Annotated in this window: 20 protein-coding genes; 12 read left to right on the top strand and 8 right to left on the bottom strand. The window is 43.8% G+C overall.

Annotated elements, in window-relative coordinates; all coding sequences use genetic code 11:
* Positions 1-11: 11 nt before the first annotated feature.
* On the bottom strand, positions 12-455 hold the full coding sequence (locus FD724_RS33625) for an arsenate reductase ArsC (protein ID WP_179076043.1): 444 nt from the start codon (positions 453-455) through the stop codon (positions 12-14).
* 254 nt (positions 456-709) lie between these two features.
* Positions 710-1,045 carry a hypothetical protein gene (locus FD724_RS33620; protein WP_306297111.1) on the bottom strand — a complete coding sequence of 112 codons (336 nt, stop codon included), beginning with the start codon at positions 1,043-1,045 and terminating at the stop codon, positions 710-712.
* An 873-nt stretch (positions 1,046-1,918) separates the two neighbouring features.
* Between FD724_RS33620 and FD724_RS33615 the strand changes: the two genes are divergently transcribed.
* From FD724_RS33615 to FD724_RS33600, 4 genes are all read left to right on the top strand, one after another.
* Positions 1,919-3,055, top strand: a complete 1,137-nt coding sequence (locus tag FD724_RS33615) for an alkene reductase (protein WP_372726545.1) — start codon at positions 1,919-1,921, stop codon at positions 3,053-3,055.
* Between the two features lie 53 nt (positions 3,056-3,108).
* Positions 3,109-3,801, top strand: a complete 693-nt coding sequence (locus FD724_RS33610) for an alpha/beta hydrolase (RefSeq protein ID WP_179076042.1) — start codon at positions 3,109-3,111, stop codon at positions 3,799-3,801.
* 34 nt (positions 3,802-3,835) lie between these two features.
* Complete coding sequence (locus tag FD724_RS33605; RefSeq protein WP_179076041.1) at positions 3,836-4,855, top strand: alcohol dehydrogenase; 1,020 nt, start codon at positions 3,836-3,838, stop codon at positions 4,853-4,855.
* Positions 4,856-5,018: 163 nt separating this feature from the next.
* The gene (locus FD724_RS33600) at positions 5,019-5,735 is read left to right on the top strand and encodes a hypothetical protein (RefSeq protein WP_179076040.1); all 717 of its coding nucleotides are present in this window, start codon (positions 5,019-5,021) and stop codon (positions 5,733-5,735) included.
* 258 nt (positions 5,736-5,993) lie between these two features.
* On the opposite strand, the gene FD724_RS33595 is transcribed toward FD724_RS33600, so the two are convergent.
* The 3 genes from FD724_RS33595 to FD724_RS33585 all read right to left on the bottom strand — a co-directional run bounded on the left by FD724_RS33595 (position 5,994) and on the right by FD724_RS33585 (position 9,332).
* Positions 5,994-6,287, bottom strand: coding sequence for a helix-turn-helix transcriptional regulator (locus FD724_RS33595; RefSeq protein ID WP_179076039.1), 294 nt, complete (start codon positions 6,285-6,287; stop codon positions 5,994-5,996).
* A gap of 1,197 nt (positions 6,288-7,484) precedes the next feature.
* Positions 7,485-7,865: a hypothetical protein gene (locus FD724_RS33590; RefSeq protein ID WP_179076038.1), complete on the bottom strand. Its 381-nt coding sequence runs from the start codon at positions 7,863-7,865 to the stop codon at positions 7,485-7,487.
* Between the two features lie 171 nt (positions 7,866-8,036).
* Positions 8,037-9,332, bottom strand: coding sequence for a recombinase family protein (locus tag FD724_RS33585; RefSeq protein WP_218651551.1), 1,296 nt, complete (start codon positions 9,330-9,332; stop codon positions 8,037-8,039).
* Between the two features lie 374 nt (positions 9,333-9,706).
* Here FD724_RS33585 and FD724_RS33580 point away from each other — a divergent pair, with 374 nt between their 5' ends.
* Complete coding sequence (locus tag FD724_RS33580; RefSeq protein WP_179072797.1) at positions 9,707-10,840, top strand: ISAs1 family transposase; 1,134 nt, start codon at positions 9,707-9,709, stop codon at positions 10,838-10,840.
* Between the two features lie 228 nt (positions 10,841-11,068).
* Here FD724_RS33580 and FD724_RS33575 read toward each other — a convergent pair whose 3' ends face one another.
* Positions 11,069-11,380 (bottom strand): recombinase family protein, encoded by a 312-nt coding sequence (locus FD724_RS33575; protein WP_179076036.1) that lies wholly within the window; start codon positions 11,378-11,380, stop codon positions 11,069-11,071.
* Between the two features lie 45 nt (positions 11,381-11,425).
* A protein-coding gene (locus FD724_RS33570; protein WP_256874324.1) for an IS630 family transposase occupies positions 11,426-12,479 on the bottom strand; the annotation gives its coding sequence in 2 pieces (ribosomal slippage) (positions 11,426-12,085 and positions 12,087-12,479; 1,053 coding nt in all).
* Positions 12,480-12,950: 471 nt separating this feature from the next.
* On the opposite strand from FD724_RS33570, the gene FD724_RS33565 reads away from it, so the two are divergent.
* The 7 genes from FD724_RS33565 (at position 12,951) to FD724_RS33535 (ending at position 19,470) form a co-directional block, all read left to right on the top strand.
* The gene (locus tag FD724_RS33565) at positions 12,951-13,181 is read left to right on the top strand and encodes a hypothetical protein (RefSeq protein WP_179076035.1); all 231 of its coding nucleotides are present in this window, start codon (positions 12,951-12,953) and stop codon (positions 13,179-13,181) included.
* A gap of 287 nt (positions 13,182-13,468) precedes the next feature.
* Positions 13,469-13,909, top strand: a complete 441-nt coding sequence (locus FD724_RS33560) for a hypothetical protein (RefSeq protein WP_179076034.1) — start codon at positions 13,469-13,471, stop codon at positions 13,907-13,909.
* A gap of 87 nt (positions 13,910-13,996) precedes the next feature.
* Positions 13,997-15,013, top strand: a complete 1,017-nt coding sequence (locus tag FD724_RS33555) for an NB-ARC domain-containing protein (RefSeq protein WP_179076033.1) — start codon at positions 13,997-13,999, stop codon at positions 15,011-15,013.
* Positions 15,014-15,051: 38 nt separating this feature from the next.
* The gene (locus FD724_RS33550) at positions 15,052-16,176 is read left to right on the top strand and encodes a tetratricopeptide repeat protein (protein WP_256874672.1); all 1,125 of its coding nucleotides are present in this window, start codon (positions 15,052-15,054) and stop codon (positions 16,174-16,176) included.
* A 1,262-nt stretch (positions 16,177-17,438) separates the two neighbouring features.
* Complete coding sequence (parA, locus tag FD724_RS33545; RefSeq protein WP_179076032.1) at positions 17,439-18,089, top strand: ParA family partition ATPase; 651 nt, start codon at positions 17,439-17,441, stop codon at positions 18,087-18,089.
* Positions 18,076-18,351 (top strand): hypothetical protein, encoded by a 276-nt coding sequence (locus tag FD724_RS33540; RefSeq protein WP_179076031.1) that lies wholly within the window; start codon positions 18,076-18,078, stop codon positions 18,349-18,351. The genes parA and FD724_RS33540 overlap by 14 nt, the downstream gene beginning before the upstream one ends.
* Before the next feature lie 102 nt (positions 18,352-18,453).
* On the top strand, positions 18,454-19,470 hold the full coding sequence (locus FD724_RS33535) for a YhcG family protein (protein WP_179076030.1): 1,017 nt from the start codon (positions 18,454-18,456) through the stop codon (positions 19,468-19,470).
* A gap of 143 nt (positions 19,471-19,613) precedes the next feature.
* Here FD724_RS33535 and FD724_RS33530 read toward each other — a convergent pair whose 3' ends face one another.
* Entirely contained in the window at positions 19,614-20,429 is an 816-nt protein-coding gene (locus FD724_RS33530; RefSeq protein ID WP_218651550.1) for an NYN domain-containing protein, read from the bottom strand.

The raw sequence follows: 20,429 nt of genomic DNA, 5'->3' as shown, positions 1-20,429 counted from the left end.
ACCTCTGACTCCTATTTAGAGTATTCCAGGGCATCACGTCTTCCAGCTATGTATGCCAACAATAGCTTACTTATATCATCACGAATCCGTCGAAATATTTGCAATTTTTCTGCTTCAGTTCCTGTTGCTTCTGCTGGGTCAGGAAAGCTGAAGTGATGGCGTTTAACAGCCGAAGGTAAAGAAGGACAACTTTGATCCGCATGATCGCATACAGTAATCACAGTATCAATCTTTTTGTCTAAAAACAGGTTGAGATGCTTACAAGAGTTTTGGGAAATATCTATACCGATTTCTTCCATGACTTTAACAGCCAAAGGATGAACTTTTGCGGCTGGGTTCATTCCTGCACTCTGTGCTGTTAATAAATCATCAGCTAACTCTTTGAAAAACCCTTCTGCCATTTGACTTCGGCAAGAATTACCTGTGCAAAGAATTAAAAGCAGTGGTTTTTCCATACTGAAATTTTATATACAAAAACATAATATTTCCCCAAATTCTAGCTTTGAAAAAATCAACTGGCTTCAGGGGAAACACCACAAAAAATTTTTATGTGAAAAAGGCAGTTCATTAGCGGCTTGCTCCTGGCGTACCCGCCCGTGCTTAGGGCAAAACAACAATATCCAGACTCATACAGCATTATTACTTAGTCAAATCGTCAGCGCTTACACTTTCATCTAATTTAATTTCTCTTCATTGGCCTCTCGAAATGTCAATCATCTGACAATAACTCCCCAACCCCCTTCTCCATCTGCTCAATAGTCTGGCGGAGAATTTTACTAGAATGTTGTAACTGCTGTAATTCGGTTTGATTCAACGAGAGATTCAAAACTCTCGTAACGCCCTGACGGTTAACTACCGCAGGTAAACTCAAACACACATCTTGAATACCATGAATATCATTAATGAGGCTGCTGATAGTTAAAACTCGGTTTTGATTACGTAAAATTGACTGTGTAATTTGGGCTACTCCTTTACGGGGTTGGCGAATGATAGGCGAAATAAATTTCTCCTCTAATGAGGATGTAAATAAGTTTTCAAAAAACATACAAACAATTAACCTATGTAATTGTAGCGAACTGCAAACATAAACGCTTCAAACCGCAAACAAGGCGATTTTGAAACCACATTAAGGTTCTTGGCAACTTTTGGTGATGATGAAAGGTTACGCGCTTTAAGGCAGAAGGCAGGAGGCAGGAGGCAGAAGGGTTTTAAGATTTTGTTTGTCGTCGTAGAACTTGTGACAAAGATCCAGATCCAACCTGAAGACTTTTCTTGTGATGTAGAGATTCTGTAACCCTTATACCACATGGCTTTCTGTGATTTTATTCTTTCTTGCTTCTGCCCTCTGCCTCCTGCCTTCTGCCTAAACCAGCCCACTATTGATCACCAAAAGCTGACAAGAACCAAATTATCGTTCAAATCACATTAATGAGGCGATTCTCATTAAATAATACCATAAAGGTCTAATAGTTTTAAAGTATTATTACTTTAGACTTATATCTAATTCAATACCGTAAAAATGCTTTCAAAAACCACATAGTAAGAATCTCTAGGACTTAATTTATTACTTTAGTTGCCACAAGCTAGCTATATCAATGGTTTTGGAAGCCAGTGCTGCTAACCCTTCTTGCGAGGTCGGAGCTTGAAAATTGCGATCGCATAAACTAATATCCTCTTTCCATGATCACCAAAAGTGGACAAGACCCATAATCTTGCTTTGTAAATGTCTTAATTGCAGGTCTGAGCGATTAGCATTCCAGGTCGCTAAACTTAGTAGCATCGAAGCGTCCGAGAGGTATTTGCAATTTCGCTCATAAAGAAGCCAGAAGAATGACCGATTTCAACAAGAATTCCGCTAACCCATCCGGCTAACCTGGATTTGTTGCCAGCGCGGATTATCACAGTTAGAGATGCCAAGATGAACATGACAATGAACAGGGCCACACTTTTCACTCCCGTTCAGTTTGGAGCAATGCAATTGAAGCATCGCGTCGTGATGGCTCCATTGACTCGCTCACGGTCTATTCAGCCCGATTCCATTCCCGGCGATCTCATGGCTGAGTATTACGCTCAACGGGCTTCGGAGGGTGGATTCATTATCAGCGAAGCCACCAACATCTCGGTCACGAGCCGTGGATGGCTAGGTGCCCCAGGACTCTATTCCGACCAGCAGGTTGAAGGCTGGAAGAAGGTCGTCTCCGGCATCCATGCAAAGGGCGGGCATATGTTTGCACAGCTGTGGCATACCGGGCGTTCCTCGCATGTCGATCTGACTGGTGGCGAGATGCCTGTCTCCGCTTCCGTCGATCCGGCTTACTGGCAGAACCCGTCGCATTTGGTTTCAGCATCCAGCGGTTGGGTTCAGCCGTCACCGCATCGAGCGCTTGCCATCGCAGAGATATCACTCATCGTTGAGGACTACCGTAGGGCGGCAGAACGGGCTATGGATGCCGGTTTTGAAGGCGTAGAGCTACACGCTGCCAACGGGTACCTGATGGATCAGTTCTTGCAAGACGGCAGCAATAAGCGAAACGACGAGTATGGAGGCTCCATTGAGAACAGGTCGCGATTCCTACTTGAGGTGGTCAGAGCGATGACTTCAGTGTGGGGGAGCGATCGCGTTGGAGTTCGCGTCGGTCCGAGCGGCACATGGAATGGCATGTCTGACAGCAACCCGCAGGCGCTCTTCCAGTACGTCGCAGAACAACTAAACCAGATCGGACTTGCTTACCTCCACATCATAGAACCACGCGTGAAGGGCAATGTGGTCGTTCTGGAGCACCAAGGGGCAATCGCCGCCGAGCAAATGCGGACGATCTTCCAAGGCAAGATCGTCGCTGCTGGTGGATTTGAGCCAGACACTGCCGAGGCCATCTTGGAAAACGGAACCGCAGACGCGGTGGCTTTCGGCCGCCATTTCATCTCTAATCCCGATCTGCCTCGCCGTCTCAAGGAGGGGCTGCCACTTACGGCTTACGATCGCAACACCTTTTACACGTTCGACGCGCACGGCTACACGGACTACCCGTTCTATCACGAGAACGCCTTGGTGTAGCGCATCGAACACGAGAGAGTGAACGAATAACTTGTTTTCCAAATAGAGGAAGTATGAACAAAAGTATAAATGTGATGTTGGTACATGGTGCTTGGGCTGACGGCTCGTGCTGGAGCAAGGTAATCCCTTTGCTCCAGGCGAAGGGTTTAAGTGTGACAGCGGCGCAGATTCCGCTGACTTCGCTTGAGGATGACATTGCGGTCACGCGTCGTCTTCTCTCAATGCAGACAGGACCCACGGTTCTAGTTGGGCATTCTTACGGCGGCGCCGTGATCACTGGCGCGGCCACCGAGACTCCCGACGTGGAAGCCCTCGTCTATATCACAGCTTTCGGTCTTGACCAAGGTGAGAGCCTTGATTCCCTCAGCAAACAGGGTCCACCGTCGCCTGGCTCTACGGCGATATGGTCTGACAACAACGGTTTTCTTTGGATCAACCGAGACGGCTTTCATGAGGCGTTTGCCTCGGATGCCAGCCCAACTGAAGCTGCCGTCATGGCTGCGGTGCAGAGACCGTTGAGCGTCGCCAGCTTCACCGACAAAGAAGGTGTGCCGGCCTGGAAGATGATTCCTTCTTGGTATCTGGTGTGCACGGACGACCACATGATCCCACCGCCAGCCCAGGAGTTCATGGCTAAACGGATGGGTGCCACGGTGCAGTCTGTGTCGGCGAGCCATGCTCCCTTTGTTTCCCGCCCGCAAGATGTCGCCGACATCATCGCACTCGCGGCGGCTTCTCTCGCATAGTAAGCCCCACAACTCAGCACAGGTGAATCAACCCATGAAAAATTCCTATAAAGCAGTAGAAGTGACCTCTCCGGGTGTTTTCAACCTCGTCGAGCGAAGGATTACCGATCCTGGAGCCGGACAAGTCCGCATCCGAGTGGATTCTTGCGGTGTATGTCACAGCGACTCAGTTACCGTCGAAAACTCCTTGCCAGGAATTATCTATCCGCGCGTGCCAGGTCACGAAATCGCTGGTCGGATCGAAGCCGTTGGAAAGGGCGTCGTGAATTGGGAGGTCGGCCAGCGCGTGGGTGTTGGTTGGTTCGGTGGCGAGTGCGGCTACTGTGAACCCTGCCGACGCGGTGACATAGTTAATTGTGCCAACCTAATTATATCTGGTATTACGACAGATGGTGGCTATGCGGAAGTCGTCATCGCTGAGGCGCGGGCGCTTGCCTCCATTCCGCAAGAACTTTCCTCTGTAGACGTTGCTCCGCTTCTATGCGCGGGTCTCACTACCTTCAACGCACTCCGCAACTCAAAGCTTCGCGCTGGAGATTTGGTCGCCATACAAGGTATCGGGGGTTTGGGTCATCTGGCTTTGCAATTCGCATCCAGGATGGGATTTCACACCTTGGCGATTCAGAGGGGAAAGGGAAAAGAAAAACTGGCTCGCCAGTTGGGGGCGCATGAGTACATTGACAGCACAGAGCAGAATCCCGCAGAGGCCCTCCTCAAAATGGGTGGAGCGAATGCGATTCTCGCCACTGCGGCTAGTGGAAAGTCGATGGGTCCTCTTGTCGGGGGTCTTGCCGCACGTGGCAAGCTCGTTGTAGTCGGTGCTTCCTCGGAACCTATCGAAATTAATCCTACACAACTTATCTTTGGGTCGAAGACTATTCAAGGCGAAAACGTCGGCACACCCATCGAGGAGGAAGACACATTAAAATTCAGTGCTCTTCAGGGTATCCGTCCCACGATCGAGACCATGCCCCTTGAAAAGGCTCCTGAAGCCTACGCACGCATGATGTCCGGCAAAGCACGCTTTCGCATAGTGCTGACCATGTCCCAATAGCGCAAAGGAGTTCAGTTACCGTTTCTGGCCAAGTTTCCGACTGCTGAGGTGATTGCGATCGCTTACACAAGAAGGCGCAACACCTCGGCATTCCGGTACTACGGTCTAGTGTGCAGCATAAGTGGCGTGTTCAACTCCGATCAATAAATCCGAAGGAGTCGCAATGAATGAATTACTGAATCTGGCCGTAAAGGCGCACGGGGGTCTTGAGCGTTGGAACAAAGTGAAGTCGGTGAAAGTTGCCGCATCCATCACGGGAGCGATCTGGTTTGTGAAGAGCAAGGGTGACGCTCTCAAGAATGTCGTCATGACCGTCGAGACGAAGAAAGAGCAGCTCATCATGGACTTCCCTGGACAGGACAAGCGATCTATCTTCGAGCCGAACCGTATCGTTATCGAGAAGACGGATGGCACATTGAGCGATGCGCGCAATGACCCAGAGAAATCCTTTGAGGGGCATCAGAGGGAGACGCCGTGGGATGACATCCACGTAGCCTACTTCAGTGGCGAAGCATTGTGGACGTATCTTAATACTCCATTTCTTTATACCCATGAAGGCTTCGCTACTGAGGAGATTTCTTCGATTCAAGTCGAAGGCGAAACGTGGCGGCGCTTGAAGGTGACTTTTCCCGATACCGTGAAGAGCCACACACGCGAACAAATATCCTGCTTCGGACCGGACGGTCTGCTGCGCCGACACGACTATACGGTAGACATCCTCGGCGGAGCAACAGGATTGAATTACGCCTCGAATTATCGTGACATCGACGGAATCATTGTGCCGACAACGCGCCGAATCTATGCATACGAAGGGGACTACCAGCTTGTGAAGGAGCCTCTCCTAGTCGCAATCGATATGAGTGAGATCGCTCTCGCCTAGTGCTTTTTCAACATTCGGTACATAGAGTTTGGAAGAGAATCACGTCCAATGTTGAAGAATGTCGAACAGTTCGGCCATCTTTTTGCCGGCCGTTGATCTCGTCCGCTGGATATACGCCCGCGATCGCAACGGCAGCCAATGTCCTACGAGCAGGATTACGTACACGATCGCGCACAGACAAGGCTTCAGATATCTGTGAAGCCCAGAAATTGCTCTTTTGCGTCTTTATTGATTAGCTGCTTTGCCGGAGAGTGAACTTCAGCGACCGACTTGTTCTCGCCTCCAACGTCCAGGACTGTCGCCCACAACCTGATGGAAGGTTCGGGTGAATGCAGCTTGATCGGAGAAGCCCGATTGCAGTGCGACATCGATTAAAGGAGTGCGAGTCTGGATGAGAAGTTCCTTGGAACGATCAATGCGGCGTTCGATGAGCCAACGGTGAGCCGAAACACCAAAGCTCACTTTGAACGACCGTGCGAAATGGCTCACAGACATTTGGCATTCCTGAGCAACTCTAGTGAGATGGACATTCCCATCAAGGTGTTCCAGCAAAAGTTCGGTGGCCCGACGTTTTTGCCATGGGGCAAGCCCTCGCGGCGAGACTTCTGGTAGACGAGATAACCCGCCGTACTTCTGGAGCAGATGTGCACCGAAGATCAGACTGAACTGATCGAGAGCGAGGGAACTAGGCCAATCTTGCGACCCAATGAATGGCAGAACGTTCTTGGTCATCTGTGCGATGACCAGATCATCCTCACAAATCGCAAATTTATAGCTTCCAATCGGCTGGATGTTGTGATCTCGCGCGATTTCGTCGAGACCCTCTCGAGGTACGTGGTAGTGAACATAGTCGAAACCGCAATCAACGAAGCACACAGGTTTCGATTGCAGATCGATAATGCTTGTCCGGTACGCAGGTATGTATGGGACTGCAATCTCGCGGTCGTCTATACAAAGTTCATAGCTGTGTAAGGGAACAGGCTTGATCGCAACGGATACGTGAATTGCGGGCTCTTCAGGAATAGGGTTCGAGGTGCCAGGCAGCCCAACGTCCGAGTGGAGTCGTGTAATAGCGAACGTACTTTGCTGTGACCAAGCCAGGGTCGCAGTTTCGCTATCACTCTGATGGTAATAAGACGCAAGTGTTTCTCCAAAGGCCCCTTTAGCTTCGGCTCCATTCATCGAGACTCTCCTGACGGACTCATAATTCTCCAGACAAGATAACTGAATCGTCTCGTTTATAATAGGGTGTGTGAGGACTGCTGTCTAGTGAGGGGAGCAACGCGATTTTGTCAGGTCGGGGTAAACAAGGTGCAATTCCTTCTCTACGAGAGGCTTCGCCAAAGGCGAGCGTAGCTGTAGCGACTTGCAATTAATTCCACGTTGTTAGTCTTACGTGTAATCGGCAATTGAAACTGGCTCTACCTCAGCCAATGCTTCATGGCTCTTGTAACAGGACAAAGCGCGAGCGCTTTGCTGTTACTGATTGAGAATGCAAAACTGCTCTCAAGTTTTGACAAGAGAGCAGTTTTAGTAAAGCTAGAAATTTACATGGGGCTTGATAAATTCAATGCCCCGGTTACTGTATAAGTGGTTCGGTATGTAGGGATATACAGCCTTAGTGGTGGCAAGTTCCGAAAAAGATTCATGTTCTTTACAGAGAATTCATGAATCGCACCACCCATCTGGGGTTAACTTCATACCTATTGATAAAACCATTTTGGTCATTGAAAAATTCGGATTCTCATTTCATCCCTGTTTATAGAGGTGGGACAATAAGCTTTCTAACTCTTGGCGACTGAGATTACGTAAACCATCATTCGCTTCCTTAAGCAGCGGTAGCATCGCTTGAAAGCGAGAACAATCATGGCATTTAGCAAGCTTTCCTGGAAACCAACATCTACACCCATCAACCAACTCCATTGAGAAGTTGTGTTGACATTGGCGACAAATATGGGTATCGCCATCTTTGCGCTGCATCCTCTGGTAAACTAGCTGGGATTGGCAAAAGGGACAGCTAAACGAACCAATTACCTCTGGTTCCCGAAAATTCTCTTTTTTCAGCACAATAGCATAGGCAATCTGGGTTCTAAGTTTATTTAGTTGAAATTGTTCAAGAGGACTTATCATCTTTAATACGCTCCTAGAGATGAAACTAGACAAATTATTCAGATGGGGGTTGGAAGAAGGGTTAAAAGTATTAAATTTTCCCACAAACAGAGCAGTCCACGTACTTTTGCAAGAGAGTACATGGGTTGCTGCTCTTACAATCCTGGGTAAAAGTAGACTTTCAAGATACGTCTACTCATCGATGAAAACAACCGATTTCACTTCTCCATCGTTGATAAAGATTTGAGAAACCAATCGGGGAAAAAGTCCAACTTTCTCGTCGTTAGACAGCGTATGCCAGAAAGCTAAATTGTTTCCAGTCCGCAGAATTTCACTAGCTGTACAACTACTCAGGTAATCTGAACTAGATGAATCAACTGCCGATGCAATCTGCTGACGTAGCTTCTGCTTAAATTTCTCCAAATCTGGATCTGAGTCAGAAATTTCTGATATCGTTTTTAACTTGGCTTGTAATGCGCTTACTCGGTCTGAGTTGGATGAAATATAGTCATCATCAAAGTCCGAGCCTATAGCAAACTTCTGAGACTTCTGAACTAAAGATTTAATCAAATTATCTTCAATTTTTTTTCGGATAACTGAGCGAGAATTACTACAACCTAGTTGGGAATATCTACAGGCATAGTAAGAATACTGTTTGTGCTTGCTGGAACTAGATTTAGTAGTACATTTGGAGCCGCATTCTCCACAAAAAATCATTCCCACTTGATAAGCATACTCTCGGTAATGATTGTTAGCATCAGCTTTTTGTCCCAAGGCTCCGCTACCTATCTTTTTATTGAATTCAAGCAGATATTGAATTTCTGCTGCCTCTTCATCAGTCATCAGTCTTTGGTCTGGATGAGTATCTTTAATAGTTGTCCATTCGCTAGGGTGTTTTAAGTGATTTCTTTTATTCTCTTTCAGGTAAGATGTGTGTCCAGAAAGTACAGGATTAATTAACCAAAGAGAAAAACCTCTTTGTGTCCAATAAAATACTCGGTCATGAGAGTTGATTTTGGCACTAGTTTTGCCTACTCCATATTTTTTAAATACACATCTCAAAGCTCCTCTGATGCTTTTTTCTTGGATATAGCTTTGAATAAATTCTTTTCCTAGTTGAGCTACAGTTCTTCCGGGAAGTTGTTCAAGGGGAATATCAGAGTTTTTCAACTGAAGGTAATTTTTTGGTCTATCTTCAGTAATTAGGCAAAGATAGGGACTGTTATCTAAAATATACTTGCTATCTTGAACTACATAACCCCAAGGAGCTTGCTCACAAGCTTTTACTTGATTTCTCCCATGTTGTTTTCCATGTTTGACTCTTTCGGATAGCATGTCCACTTCTAACTCAGCAAAGGAACCGAGTATATTGACCATTAATTTCCCCTGAGATGTGCTTAAATCAATACTTTGATCTAAGATGACCAGGTTGACATCCAGGGCAAACGCATCTAAATATTGACGAGCCTGAATCAGGGCGAAATACACCAAGACTCAAACTACATAAGGCTTTGAGGAAATTAAATCTCACTCGTTATAAAAATGATAATCATTACGAGGGGGGAGTTAGAGGCAGCCGACGGCTGCCTGAGCTTTCACGGTCAGTTCTCCACTCTTCTAGCGTAGGTTTTCTCACAGTCTGATTCTCAATAGTTTTAGATTAATGACTAGGAATTATGAGAAGATCAGCACAAAGAAAAGCTCAATTTATGCGATCGCCGCCGGGAAGGACGGTTACACCATCGCCCTTCCGATCAAAGTGACTTTTACAGATGCTGTGAAAGTGAGGACGGCTGGCCTTCATTGAACGTGGTATTCTCACATTTATCAGAAAGAAGAATTACGTTCTTATTCTCCTCTCTATGAAGCTGAAACCCAAAATTACGATTGCTGACCATTTTGCGGTGATACAAGATCCACGAGTAGATCGCACCAAACGACATAAATTAATCGATATCATGACCATTGCCGTATGTGCTGTGATTTGTGGTGCGGATGGTTGGGTAGCCGTAGAGACTTATGGTTGTGCAAAGTATGAATGGTTAAAAACATTTTTAGAATTACCAAATGGGATTCCGTCCCACGATACATTTGCAAGAGTATTTGCACAAATAAATCCTCAACAGTTCCAGGAATGTTTTCTGAGCTGGATGAAATCAATACAGAAGATAACTGATGGTGAAGTTGTCGCGCTTGATGGGAAAACTTTACGTGGTTCTTATGATACAAGTAGTGACCAAAGCGCAATTATAATGGTAAGTGCCTGGGCAACTACAAATAAATTAGTGCTGGGACAAGTAAAAGTAGATCAAAAATCAAATGAAATTACAGCAATTCCAGAATTATTAAAGGTATTAGAACTGTCAGGATGTATTGTGACCATTGATGCAATTGGCTGCCAGAAGGAGATTGTGAAGCTAATCACACAGCAAAATGCAGATTATGTAATTGGGTTAAAGAAGAATCAAGGAAATCTTTATGATGAAGTAGAAAAACTATTCTCTTCAGGCATAGCTACAGGATTTGAGGGGATTGCACATAGCACGTATAAAACAGAAGAAACAGGGCATGGTCGTCATGAAATCCGCAATTACGTAATGTTCTCTCAAATTGAATCTCGGCTTAACCCAGATTCAATTTGGTCAAATTTTAATAGTGTTGGCATGGTAGAATCTGTCCGTTCATTCAATGGTGAAACAACGGTTGAAACTCGGTATTTTATCAGTAGCCTTGAGTCAGATGCTAAACAGTTTGGTAATTCTATTCGCAGTCATTGGGGAATTGAAAATTCATTGCATTGGCTATTGGATGTTGCCTTAAGAGAAGATGACTGTCGAATTAGAAAAGATAATGCCCCACATAATTTTGCAATTCTCAGACATCTTGCAGTCAATCTTTTAAGTCAAGAGAAGCGTGTCAAACGTGGAATCAAAAATAAACAGTTTCTCGCGGCGATGGATAACAAATACTTACTAAGTATTTTAGCGTTAGCTTAAAATAGTACATCAAAACTTGAGTTGAATGTTTTACATAAAAGTTTTATTTATTCTCTAAGTAAATATATTCTTATGTAGCTCATAATTGAATTATTTTAGTATTGACGATTAGTCATTCAGTTGAAGATAAGCTAATTCAAATTTTGAAAAATATTTGATTTATTTTATTTATCATTTCACCGATTTTTGCAATTATCTATGTCATTTTGGAATCTCCCTTAGTTTTTATTAGTAAATAAGATGCGTTTGCCCTGGGTTGACATCAGAATTTACAAAAACATCGAGAAACTGTCGCAACTTGGGTAAAGACCTAGCAATTCTATCTATTCTGGTGACAATTACTCCATCAACTTGCTTTAGTTGCACTAAAATAATAAGTTGATTTAATTTGGCTCTATCATCTCGCCGCCCTGATTTAACTTCAACAAAGATTTCAGTCGCTCCAGCTTTTAACAGACGGGCAATTTGTTGTTCTAAAGCTTGATGGTCTTCGGCTTGCTCACGAGAAGATACTCTGGCGTAACCAATTATTCTTTTCATCTTTAAGTAGGTAGGTGGGAAAATTTACAACTATGTAACGAAAGTTTAACCAGAGCCATTAGAGCCAAATTTAATACGTTTTGTACTGTGGTTGCCTTTTTCTCCCCTAGCTTTAACGCCATCAATCACCGCGTAAGCAAGGTCTAACTCATCATCAAATATTTGCCCACATAATTCATCTTTTTTCAGGTGCTGCCACTCCAATTCAATTGGATTCATCTCGGAGCAGTATGCAGGCAAAAAGAAGATGTACAAACCCATCTGTTCCCACTTTAACCATAGTTTTTGCACTTCAAGACATCGGTGTATCGGTCCGTTATCCTGCACAATTACCCTAGTGCGCCCGGTTTTTTGAGCTTCCGTCGCTTCAATTTCCATCATTTGAATGTAAGATTTACGACTAACACCACCAATAACTAGACCGTAAATAAAGCTGATTAAAGGTTGAAGAAACCCGATAATACTTAATCTCCGACCACGACGCTTGGTTTGCTCTAAGCGTTTTTGCTCACCTCTAAAGTAATAGGTGTAACCTGGTTCACTCCACACACAGAATCCTGATTCATCTAGATACTTTAGGTCTATTTCTCCGGTAGCTGCGGATAATTCCAACATATCTAGGTCTGCTTGTTTCTTCGCTCTGACTACGGGGTCTTGTTTTCTCTTGTGGCTCTTCTTGGCTCGCTTCCAATAGACCCCCTTTTTTGAGTACCCGTCTTAATCTGTCGGGACTCAATTTTATGTGGCGCTCGCTTTCTAATTTCCGGGAGAGTTGAAAACTATTGTATGTACGTGGTTCTTCTCTGAGGCATTTTTCCAACAATACTATGTCCTCCTCCTTCCACTTCGGTTTTCCTCCTCGACCTGGTAATTCCCAAAGCCCTTCTATACCTAACTTCTGCCATTTATGTAAGACTTCTCTTACTGTTTGAACACTCCAGTCAAAGTGAGCAGCTATTTTTTCTACGTACCAACCATGCGCGTTTAATCTGATTGCCTCTGCTCGATCTTTAACTTTCTGTGGTACATCCACAGTTCTCAGGTTTAACAGGGTTTGGTCTTGCTCACGCGTGAGGAATACCCTTAAGCGAGCGCCCATAACATTTGTTACCTCTGTAAGTACATTTTCCGTATTTATTTATCTTAATATAGTTGGGTTTTTTCCCACCCACCTACTTACTTCCTGATTTAACTTCAACAAAGATTTCAATCACTCCAATAGATGATGAGTTTTCGGATTAAAGCTTAGAATTAGTCTATCATTTTGTGCATACCCCAAGCAGGCCGCTTATGCACAAAAATCGAGCCCGATTCCTCAATAAAACTACTAATATTTACCCCCAAAATTGTGGAATTTGGATAATTTAGGAACCAAATTGTTTGGCATATTTTTGATGGTAATAGAAGTGTAATAACCGAACAAGGCTCAATCGTCACTATCATGAAATTATTGAAGAAATTTCACGATAAAAACTCAAAAAGCCACCGAAATTGATTTTTCGATGGCTTCTTTTCAGAATGACCTATTAGTTTGGCTGGACTATTATCTATTATATGGAATTTGACTCAGTTGACAATACCTACATTTAGTCAACTCATATCTTGGAACTGGCAAGCGAGTTCGCAGCTTGAAATCCAATATCATAACACTAGGCTGCCCAGTACCTTTAAAGTCATTTCCTGTCACTCATCAGACTACAAAACTCTGCTGACGGGTTGGCACTTGGGCTTGCAGGAACCGCCATTGCTGGTGCTGCTGGTCTTGCTTAAAGTAGTAAAAATGAGCCGGATTTTTCAGTAAAGAAGCGGGAGGACAACTTGGAAGTTGAAACTCCGGCCTCTAATGCTACTGACCGACATTAGGTGTTGCTGCTTGACTTTGGAGGTATTTTTATGGCGACCGGGGATATGAATGAATTGAGAAGACTTTGAGGCTTGTATTACACGTATTAGCCCAAAGGTGTAGTGCTGAATAAATGTATGAGCTTAAACATAAGCTAATTAGATATTTGTTCTATTAATGGCAGAATTTAGTACAGAAACTATGTAGTAATAGTCAAATAGAATGCCGTGCTTACGAGGTAGTAAATGGAGCTATTAACTACTGGTGCGATCGCTCTTGGTACTATAGTTGCCACCAAAGTCTTAGAAAAAACAACCGAAAAGGGAACAGAAATTTTATTGAATAAAGCTGGTAAATTTTTAGTTAGCCTTAAAAAACATTCTCCCCAGACTGTAGTTGCGATTGATAAAGCACCATCTCAACCACTCGATTACGGCAAAGCTGTACTGGAAGTAGAATCTGCGGCTAAGGCTAATCCTGAAGTCGCTCAAGCTGCACAGGAATTAGTGGCAGCAGCAGAAACTAATCCACCAGCAAACTTGGCTGAAATTTTGAGGGAGATAAAAGAAGCTGTGGAGAAATCTCAAAAATCATATCCGTCAAGTTTTATCCAAAATACTGGAAAAGCTATTAATGCGGCTCAAACACAAACCATTGACCAAAGAGATAGTATTTTCAATATTTGACTACCTACGCCCGAACGGGAACGGGTAAAGTTAAATCCCCCAAATAATGTTCCCCGTAGTGGGGTTGCTAAATTTATTGGGCGTGAAGTGTATCTGGAGAGAGTACATACAACATTACAACAGGACAATCTAATTGCCATCTCTGCTGTTCAAGGAATGGGAGGCGTAGGTAAAACGGAACTAGCAATTCAGTATACTCAGCAGTATAAATCTGATTACGAGGGAGGAATTTGCTGGTTACTTGCCAGAGAATTTAATATTGGTACACAGGTGGTTGGTTTTGCCCAATCTCAACTGAATTTGAAAATCCCAGATAAGCTGGAACTTCCCGACCAAGTTGCTTTTTGCTGGCAGAACTGGCCCAAGGGAAATTTCCTGCTGGTGTTGGATGATGTGGTCAACTACAGTCGTAATGTTGAGTCGTACTTGCCTCCTCCGGCATCAAATCAGTTTAAAATCTTGATGACAACTCGGCTCAAGTTTGGGCCACCCATCAAGTCGATTCCTCTTGACGTTCTATCAGAAGAACAGTCCTTAGAACTGTTGATTGTTCTAATTGGGGAAGAACGAGTTCAGCAGGAGTTAGATATTGCGAAAACACTTTGTCAGTGGTTGGAGCATTTGCCATTAGGAATCGAGTTAGTTAGTCGCTATTTGCTCAAACGTACTGATTTATCACTATCCACATTATTATTTAGACTAGAACAGAAAGCGAAGAAACGGCTTGCAATTCAGCATGATTCTCTCCAGCTAGATGAAGCAAACCGTACATCAACAGCAAAGCGGGGAGTCGAAGCTGCGTTTGAGTTGAGTTGGGATGAGTTGAGTAAAACCGAATTGGGTCAATACAGCCAACATTTAGGTAAGTTGCTGAGTTTGTTTGCACCTGCACCTATTCCTTGGGATCTAGCCAAGTCGGTTGAGCAAAAGTACTGTGAGAACTCCGACGATGGTAGGGAATTTGATGTTGAAGAAGTGGAAAAAGCTAGAACTAAGCTACTAGACTTCCATTTACTTCAACTTTCACACGAAAAGGAACAAATTTACCGTCTACATTCGCTAATTCGAGAGTTCTTTAGAAGTAAATTGGAGGAAGAACCATAATTTGGAAGTTTTTACAAGGTAAGTTAGAGCAATTGATCGTGCAAGTCAGTGAAAACAGTCAATCAACAGAAGCAGAGAAACTAAAACGCGCTGTTGCAGATGCAATGGTGGCAGTTGCACGAAAGATTCCTACGTCACCAACCCGTAGAGATATAGATTCAGTAAAAGATGCTATACCTCATTTGGCAGAGGTAGCACAAAATCTGACTAATGCAGTCAGTAATGAATATTTAGGTGAAGTTTTTCATGGCTTAAATAGATTTTATTCTGGACAGGGATTATATGCGCTTGCTCAACCTTGGTGTGAGCAATGTGTATCAGTATTAATATCCCGTTTTGGAGAAGAGTATCTGGATGTCGCCACCAGTTACAATCATTTAGCAAGACTGTACTCAGACCAAGGTCACTACACCAAAGCCGAACCACTTTATAAAAAAGCATTGGAACTAAGGCAACGGCTATTGGGAAAAGAGCATTCGGATGTCGCCGCTAGTTATAACGACTTGGCAGGACTGTACTCAAACCAAGGTCGCTATACCGAAGCCGAAGCACTCAACAAAAAAGCATTGGAGCTAAGGCAGCGGCTGCGGATAAAAGAGTCTCCTTGTACCGCCATCGGTTACAACAACTTGGCAGCACTTTACTCAGACCAAGGTCGCTACACCGAAGCTGAAGCACTTTATAAAAAAGCATTGGAACTAACGCAACGGCTGGTGGGAGAAGAGCATCATTATGTTGCGGGCAGTTACAACAATTTGGCAGCACTCTACTCAGACCAAGGTCGCTACACCGAAGCCGAATCACTTTGTAAAAAAGCATTGGAATTATGGCGACGGTTACTGGGAGAAGAGCATCCAGATGTTGCCACCAGCTACAACAACTTGGCAGCACTTTACTCAAACCAAGGTCGCTACACCGAAGCCGAACCACTTTGTAAAAAAGCATTAGAACTAAGGCGACGGTTACTGGGAGAAGAGCATCCAGATGTTGCCACCAGCTACAACAACTTGGCAGTACTGTACTCAGACCAAGGTCGCTACACCGAAGCCGAACCACTTTATAAAAAAGCATTGGAAATTGCTGAAATTAGCTTAGGGGTAGATCATCCCAGCACAACCAATATTCGTAAAAAATTAAAATCATTGGGCGATAATTACGCTTAACGCCAGTCTAGTAAAAATTATAACAAGCTAGTGATGCAGTATTACACGAATGAGCCAAAACGTGTAATTACTGCCTATATATATTGATCTGGCGTGATCGCTTTTTTGGCATTCAGCCGCAGATTACCCAACAAGAGCGATCGCTGCTTAGGCGGAAAACATATTTATCAATTTATATAAACTAAACTGTTCAGCTTGCCCCTGGTTGCAGCTACCTTCACACTACCCTGGGTTGCCTTGCGTGTCGTTACATCCGCCACGGCCCCAACGAATCCCGCCGAATCCGCTGCCAGTGCCGTCGATCTTCTCCATAAAAGTTGTACCTGAGATCCGTAGCTTGAGCGTTCCATGTCCCCACGGTTGTCCGCGAACGTCGGCCCACTCCCCATCAATGATATTGCCGTTTCGCGTACCTTTGAACGCGTTCGTCCAGGAACGACCGTCGTCACCGCTCATTCCGACCCACCAAATGGTACTGCCGATGGCATGAAGGTGGTATGTGCCCCCATCATTCGCCTTCCAAACTCCGCTAACATACTTCGGCGAGGCACATTGCGCGTGTATAGGCGCTGCGGACGCAGCAAGCATCACAAGACCTGCCAATGCGATACTTGTTGGAACAAAGTTTTTCATACGAACCTCCCTGCTGAAATGCACATGTTACGAAGCTCCCTTCCATTGAAGAGAGCGAAAGAATCGCGTTTTAACAACAAAGTACGTTCGAGTACCGCTTATACTTGAACCATACGTCGCCATCTCTCAGAATTGCTGCTCATGTACTGCCTTTCCCCCGCCCAACTATTTATTATACAGGAAATTTCCGTATAATCACCCTTTACGGTAGGATTATATATAATTTTTCCGACATCAAAACTGCGAGTGCATTAAATTAAAGAGCCATTACGTGTAATTACTGCCTATATATATTGAGCTAACGCGAGCGCTTTTTTGGCATTGAGCCGACAACCGTGTAATTTGGGTTTCTTGAAAGAATGTACTCTACTAATAACAAACAAGCCTGCCTTGAGATCACAACAGACATTAGATAAGCTTGTAATTAATTTAGCTTTAGATTACTGAGACGCAAAGACCGTGTAAAAGTGGTCAATTGATAGCTATAAATGTATTTTTGTAATTAATTACATTTGTATTAATACTCTTTTGTGCATTTGTAAATTTGTAATTTAGGGATTAAGCTTGGTATTGTTACTTTCTGGAATTTGTCATCACCTAATGAATTACATTTTTACAAAAACACATTTATGAAAATTGCAGTTTTGAACCAGAAGGGGGGCAGTGGCAAGACCACAGTATCTATCCATTTGGCTCATGCTTTTTCTATGAGAGGGTATCGAGTATTACTTGTTGATACTGATCCTCAAGGCTCAACCCGTGACTGGGCAGCAGCACGTAATAGTGAAGCTCCATTTAGCGTTATTGGTTTGGATCGTCCTATCTTGCATAAAGAATTGCCCAAACTAGCGCAGGGGTATGATTTTGTTTTCATTGATGGTGCGCCAAGAGTTTCTGACTTAACCAGATCAGCAATCATGGCAGTGGATTTTGTGCTGATTCCTGTACAACCATCTCCTTTGGATGTGTGGGCGGTGCATGAGGTCGTAGAACTGGTACAAGAGGCCACTATATATAAGCCAGACCTAACAGCAGCATTTCTAATCAACAGAAAGATAGCGAACACTGCTCTTGGGCGAGAAGTAACTGAAGTTTTAGGAGAATACCCCTTTCCAGTGTTAAAAGCACAGATAAGTCAAAGGGTAGCATTTGCTCAGTGTTTGAACATTGGGAGTACTGTTTTGGAGGCTGCCCCGAAAAGTGCTGCCAGTGATGAAGTACGAGCAGTTGTTGAGGAGATATTAGAAGCAAGAGAGGAAACGAATCATGGCAGAAGTTAAAAAATCACAAAAACTAAGCTTGAGGCCAGGTGTTCAGAAAACGCCTGTAAAAGATGAAGCAGCAGCGTGGGTGGAAAGTCGTAATGGTGCTGAAACTCCTAGTACTACAGGGATAGAAGAAGCTAAAAATGGCAAAAGCAAGCGCGTTACTTTTGAAGTTACAGAGGCACAGCACCAGGAGATTAAAATCCGTGCTACCAAAAAAGGCATCACCATTAAGGAATATATGATTGCTCTAGTTGAGGAGGAGCTAAAAAGCTAATGTAATAAATTACATTATTACACTTGTATTTATTTACATAATTACATTATTACATCTGTTTGGAGATTTCAGACGCAGTTGGCTCTCGTTGGGGTTTGAGTTATGAGTGATTTAACGGTTAATGATGGTTCATATCAGCAGTTGTTAGATCGCATTGGTGAGTGTTTGGCGTTGGGGCGACAACGGGCTTTTGAGCAGGTTAATTCAGTTTTAGTAGAAACTTACTGGCAGATTGGGCGTTATATTGTCGAGTTTGAGCAAGCGGGCAAGGAACGGGCAGAATATGGCAGTAAGTTGTTACAGGTGCTTTCACGAGATTTGAAAGCTGCGTATGGTAAGGGGTTTAGCCGTTCTAATTTGCAGTATATGCGTCTGTTTTATTTGAACTATGAGAATTGCCAAACACTGTCTGGCAAATTGAGTTGGTCGCACTATACGGAGCTTTTAGCTATTTCCGATGATTTGGCGCGGTCATTTTATGAGCAGCAGTGCATCCAAGATCGCTGGAGTGTGCGGGAGTTGAAACGCCAGAAGGATTCGGCTTTGTTTGAGCGGGTGGCGTTGAGTAAGGATCGGGCGGAGATTTTGGCACTAGCTAAGGATGGGCAACGGATCGAGTCGGCGCGGGATGTGGTCAAAGATCCTTATGTGTTCGAGTTTTTGGATTTACCAGACCGCAATTATCGTGAGAGTGAGTTAGAAAATCGTTTAATTGCTGAGTTGGAGAAGTTTCTACTTGAGTTGGGCAAGGGGTTTGCATTTATTGGGCAGCAATACCGAATTACGTTAAACAACACGCATTTTTTTGTGGATTTGGTGTTTTATCATCGCATTCTCAAGTGTTTTGTCTTAATCGATCTCAAGACGCAAGCGGTAAGTCATCAGGATATTGGACAGATGAATATGTATCTAAATTATTTTCGCGCTGAGGAGAATATGGAGGATGACAACGAGCCGATAGGGATTGTGTTGGCGCGAGATAAGGATGAGATTTTGGTTGAGTATGCGACGGGTGGTATTTCTAATCAGCTTTTTGTGTCAAGATATCAACTTTATTTGCCAGATCCAGAGGTTTTAAAGCAGGAGTTAAGGCGGCTTTTGGAGGTAAATGATGGGTGATGTTCCCTGCCCCCTCTCAACAGATGTCGTGATACTACTATTTCCCGATATCGGGAAATAGTAGTTTGACTTTATGTAAACTTATACAAATCGTGATTTTACCCCACACAAAATCGAGTTTATTTAACTTTTCAATACATAATTCATCCTCTGCTAACATCTGGGCTATAAATATTGTCTACGTAGAACTTCAGTTGTTCTAAATTAGGATGTTCACATAAATAATAATTACTCTTTACTAGAATTGAAGCACTATAATTACCTGCTTGTTCATAAAAGAATGCCTCATAGGTTGCTTTTTTGATTGTGTCGAGATATCGCCAGGATGCCCCAGGATTGGAAGAATTAAATTGTTCGATAACAGGAGTTTTTATTTGTGTTTTGGAAGTATCAGTCAACCATTGTTGGACGTTATGAACTGTGATTGGTCGTCTAGAATCAGCAGAGTCAACTAGCTCATAATTTGTTTTACCTTTCGGATACCATAGCGATACGTACATTCCATCTTGCACAAGAGCATCAATAAGAGGCTTAAAGTCTAAATCACTTGTTAGTAAGGTTGCTTCATGCATATTTCGCCGAAAGGAGTGCGTTAGCATATCTACAGCAATCATGATGTCAACCTGCTTTTGTTCCTGTCCTCTACGCCTATCTCGGTAGCGAGCAGTTCCTTCATACACATGAAATTTCTCAACTGATCTTAAGTTATTGAATAGCTCAACTTTAGTTTGAATTCGATTATGACAAATTGTTTCATCCTCCCCTTGTTTTTTGGCAGGTAAACAATCGTAGTAGAAAACTTTATGAAAACCCGTTGCTAATCGAGCGTAGTCGATCTCAAGCTTTGTTCCTCCAAAAAGTCCATTCGACAGTGCTTCTAGAAGTGAATCTAAGCAGCCACCGTCAATAAATAAATATTTAACCTTCTCAGGGCCACTGTACGGGGAATATAGAGGCAT

Source organism: Nostoc sp. C057 (assembly GCF_013393925.1).
Classification (GTDB): domain Bacteria; phylum Cyanobacteriota; class Cyanobacteriia; order Cyanobacteriales; family Nostocaceae; genus Nostoc; species Nostoc muscorum_A.
This window is presented reverse-complemented; position numbering and strand designations above follow the sequence as displayed.